At 33.5% G+C, this 4,251-nt stretch carries 4 protein-coding genes; 2 read left to right on the top strand and 2 right to left on the bottom strand.

Going from position 1 to position 4,251, the window contains the following annotated elements; all coding sequences use genetic code 11:
* Both ACIQZC_RS09340 and pth read left to right on the top strand, forming a co-directional pair.
* Positions 1-358, top strand: a 358-nt coding sequence (locus ACIQZC_RS09340; protein WP_396138959.1) for a 50S ribosomal protein L25, incomplete at its 5' end; no start/stop codon positions are given.
* Between the two features lie 142 nt (positions 359-500).
* Complete coding sequence (gene pth, locus ACIQZC_RS09335; RefSeq protein WP_396138958.1) at positions 501-1,067, top strand: aminoacyl-tRNA hydrolase; 567 nt, start codon at positions 501-503, stop codon at positions 1,065-1,067.
* A 49-nt stretch (positions 1,068-1,116) separates the two neighbouring features.
* Here the strand turns inward: pth and ACIQZC_RS09330 are convergent, their stop codons facing one another.
* Positions 1,117-3,831, bottom strand: a complete 2,715-nt coding sequence (locus tag ACIQZC_RS09330; protein WP_396138957.1) for a reprolysin-like metallopeptidase — start codon at positions 3,829-3,831, stop codon at positions 1,117-1,119.
* Between the two features lie 105 nt (positions 3,832-3,936).
* Positions 3,937-4,251 (bottom strand): T9SS type A sorting domain-containing protein (locus ACIQZC_RS09325; protein WP_396138956.1); only part of this gene is annotated, 315 nt, incomplete at its 5' end.

Below are 4,251 nucleotides of genomic sequence, written 5' to 3'. Positions count from 1 at the left end.
TGACAAAATTTTACACATTGACTTCTTCCAATTAAGTGACGATAAAGAAATCGTTATGGAAGTACCTGTTAAAATTACAGGAACTTCTCCAGGAGTATTATTAGGAGGTGTTTTACGTTTAAACCAACGTCGTTTAAAAGTAAAAGCATTACCTAAAAACTTACCTGACTTTATTGAAGCAAGTATTTCTGAATTAGAAATGGGGAACAAATTGTATGTTACTAAATTAGCAACAAACAATTTCAAATTAATGCACCCAGATAATACTGTGGTTTGTCAAGTGAGAATTTCTCGTGCGGCAATGAAAGCCGCTCAAGAAGCAGCAAAAGCAGAAAAAGGAGCAAAAAAGAAAAAATAATTTCTTTTCAATCTATACAAAAAAGCATCAGTTTACTGGTGCTTTTTTTATGCTTTTTATTTTATAAACTTTATGTTACTTTTACATGATGAATTGGTTTTTAAATATAATTAAGAAAAATAAACCACAAGAGGTTGTTCCTATGAAGAAATTCCTAATAGTTGGGCTTGGAAACATTGGCTCAGAATATGCAAATACAAGACATAATATTGGTTTTAAAATATTAGATTATGTTGCTCATGCAGAAGGGATTTCTTTTCAAACCCAGAAGTTAGGTGATGTTGCAGAACTCAAAATAAAAGGCAGAACATTGCTCTTACTGAAGCCAAACACCTATATGAACTTAAGCGGTAAAGCAGTAAACTACTGGTTAGAAAAAGAAAAGATTGAAAAAGAAAACCTATTAGTTATTACCGACGATTTGAATTTAGCCTTTGGAACCATTCGCATCAAAACAAAAGGAACTGATGGTGGTCATAACGGATTAAAAAACATTCAATTACTACTGAACTCTTCTGAATATCCGCGCTTTCGATTTGGTATTAGCGATGCCTTTAAAAAGGGAAAACAAGTGGACTATGTCCTTGGCGAATGGGACGAAATCGAAAAAGAACAACTAAAAGAACGATTAGCTTTAAGTGCTGAAATTATAAAATCATTTGCATTAGCTGGGTTAAATACTACTATGAATACTTTTAATGGGAAATAAAAAAGGGAAGCTAATGCTTCCCTTTTTACTATTTAATAGTTTAAACTATTTATTCAATAACAATCTTTTTAGTAACCTTACTAGAACCATCTTGAATAGTTACTAGATAAATACCAGATTGTGCATTACTCAATTGAAGGTTTTCATTAAACAAACCATTGTTTGAATATTTTTTAGTAAAAATTTCTCTACCTCTTAAATCATGTACATTTATATAAATTTCATTACCTGATGTTGAAGTAAATTGAATATTGAAATTTCCATTATTTGGATTTGGATATAAAACTAAATCGCTAATATCATAACTTTCAGAAGAAAGAACAGGTACAAGCCCTGAACGACACAATTGAATAGTAAAAGTATTAAACCTTGCATTTGCAACATTTGAATCGACAACAACATCTTTAAAATATATTAACCATGCGCCAGCACTATTCATGCCATTATATCCGTTAATGTTTGGTGTAGAATAAGGTAAAAAAGATGGAGCTCCATTCACTGTTGCACAATTTACTGCTGAACCCACTGTGTCAAACCATTTATTCATATTAGCTCCCGTACAAGTGGAATTATTGTACCAAATAGCAGTATTTAACGCTGTTTGCCATGGAGCCATGATTAGTAGATTAAATTGACCTATACTTGGATGTGTTACGTTTGCATAAAAGTTTGCGTCTGTTATCGTAAAAGAATCTGAAATAGAAAGTGATGTGCCTGGATAAGAAGTACCAGTACTTTCTGTTATAGTAGAGTTTAAAGTAAATGGATAATCTGTACAAACATTTTGAGTTTGATAGGTATAGTTTCCAACGGCAAATGGTTTAGAAATATTAAAGAAAATATTTGCACTAGCTTTTACCATAAACCTACAATAAGCTCCTGAAATGCCTACTGGCAAAGTCACAACATGCGAACCGTCATTTGTAGTAGTTCCCAATAATATCCATGTAACTCCATTATCGGCAGAAAATGAAATATCTACATTTGCTCCACCTGCAATAGTACTGTGACCCGTTGTGCCTGTTGCACCTGTCCAAACCACTGTTTGGGTAGACCCTACAGGATAAGTTGTACTTGCTGCCATTGTAATAGTTAAAGCCGTTTTATTTGCAACTGTAACTATCATTTCATCATATCCCGTTTGTCCTTGTCCAAGTACATTATCTCTAGCTGTCAATCCAAATTTTAATGGTCTTGCTACAGAACTTAAAGCTTCGGCGGTTACATCTAAACCAGGAGTTGTTGTGCTACCTGCTAAAATTGATGACATTTTTGGAAAATAACGCACTGGGCTTGCAGAATCTTGATAATTTACCCAGTTTGGTCCATCAACTTTTGTTGGTGAAGCAGCACTATCGGCGTCTATATTAGTCCCTCCATCTTCATTTTGTTCCCAGGTATATGTTATTGCACTTGCACCACCAGCATCAGTAGCTGAGCCCGTTAACATAAATGGTGTACTCACAGGAATTGTCCAGTTACCACCAGCATTAACTTCAGGAGCAGAATGAGAAATAACTACTGTTGTTTGACACGATTTTGTTGCCATATTTGCCTGCACTTGGGCAATACTTGCGGCATGAAATACATCTATTGAATGTAAATGAGTGTCTTCATCAGTTATTCCGGCATAACCCATTACGGTTACCCCTGAACCCACTTCAACATTTACTCCATAACCTTCATTTCCATTTGAAAAAGTATGATTTGCGCCAAATTGATGTCCAATTTCATGCGCTACAAAATCAATATCAAAATTATCTCCTACTGGCGCTGTACTTGTGGTGTACCCACTTCCTTTCCCAGATAAACATACACAACCTATACATCCAGCATTTCCATTATTCCCTACTCTTCCCATTAGGTGCCCCACGTCATAAAACGCTTCTCCTACTACATTAGTTAAAGTTGTTTGTAGTTGAGTATTATAATTATTACTTGTAGCTCCATAGGGATCTAACGTGGTGCCATCATAAATAATAGTCATGTTATTCACTAAATTCATGTGAATTGCAAAATCCGTTTCAAAAACACCATTTACTCGAGTCAATGTAGTATTAATTGCTGCTAATGCACTAGTCTTGGCATCTGCTAAAGCTAATAATGTATGATGAAATGAAGTATATTCTGGTGTTACAGACATTGCAAGTCTGAAATTTAATAATTGACCTGTGTTTGAACGTGATACACTACTCGCTCTATCGGTTAAATCATTCATTAATGCTTGCTCAACTGGTGTTGAACAGGTAAATGGAAGTTTCCCTTTAACTCTTTCAGAATTATAAACTACGTGAACTGTTCCGTCAACAGAATAAGGCTCCATATATTCTGAAGGCTTATCTGCTCTTGAAACCATGGTATTGATTCCTCTCGGATTAATTGATAATCTTAATCTGGCATATTTATCATCAATACCTTGTCCCACATAAGAACGAATCTCTGGAAATTGAGCTTGTAAATCTGGTGCAAAATTTGATGCTTCATAAACACGAAAACGTTCTAATTTTCCTTCAGCATTTGGCAAGGATATTATAGCGCTTGTTCTATTTTCGGAAAATCGATCTGAAGCTGTAAATAATACTTGTCTTAAAACAGTTAAATCCAATTGCATTAGCTCAAATTCTTGAGGAAATGACTCTCTCTGTGCTGAAATAGCAACTTTAACATCTTGTCCTTTGAAGTTTGACCAAGCTCTTTCTGTTTGTGAGTAACTAAAATTAGTAAGTACTAGTGAAAAAACAATTAGTAGTAACGTTTTTTTCATTTTAATGGTTTTTTTGATTAATGCACAAATATAATAATATTCTGAAATAATTAATAAAAAAAAGAGGTGGTATAAACCACCTCTTTCCTAAAATTCTTAAATAAATTATTCTATTACTATTTTCTTAACTTCTTTCCTAGAACCATCTTGAATAGTTACAAGATAAATTCCAGATTGTGCATTACTTAATTGAAGGTTTTCATTAAACAAACCGTTGTTTGAATATGTTTTATTAAAAATTTCTCTTCCTCTAATATCATGAACCAAAACAATAATATTATTATTTGAATTGGAAGAAAATTGAATATTGAAATTGCCTTTATTTGGGTTAGGATATAACGTGAAATTTTCTAAGCTATCAACGCTATTAATTGCAGATAAACTAGCATCTGTACCAAAATAATAAACTCCAGAAATTCC

Origin of the sequence: Flavobacterium sp. (assembly GCF_044338735.1) — a bacterium.
Taxonomy (GTDB): domain Bacteria; phylum Bacteroidota; class Bacteroidia; order Flavobacteriales; family Flavobacteriaceae; genus Flavobacterium.
The sequence above is the reverse complement of the archived record's forward strand: the minus strand, read 5'-3'. Positions and strand labels throughout refer to the sequence as shown.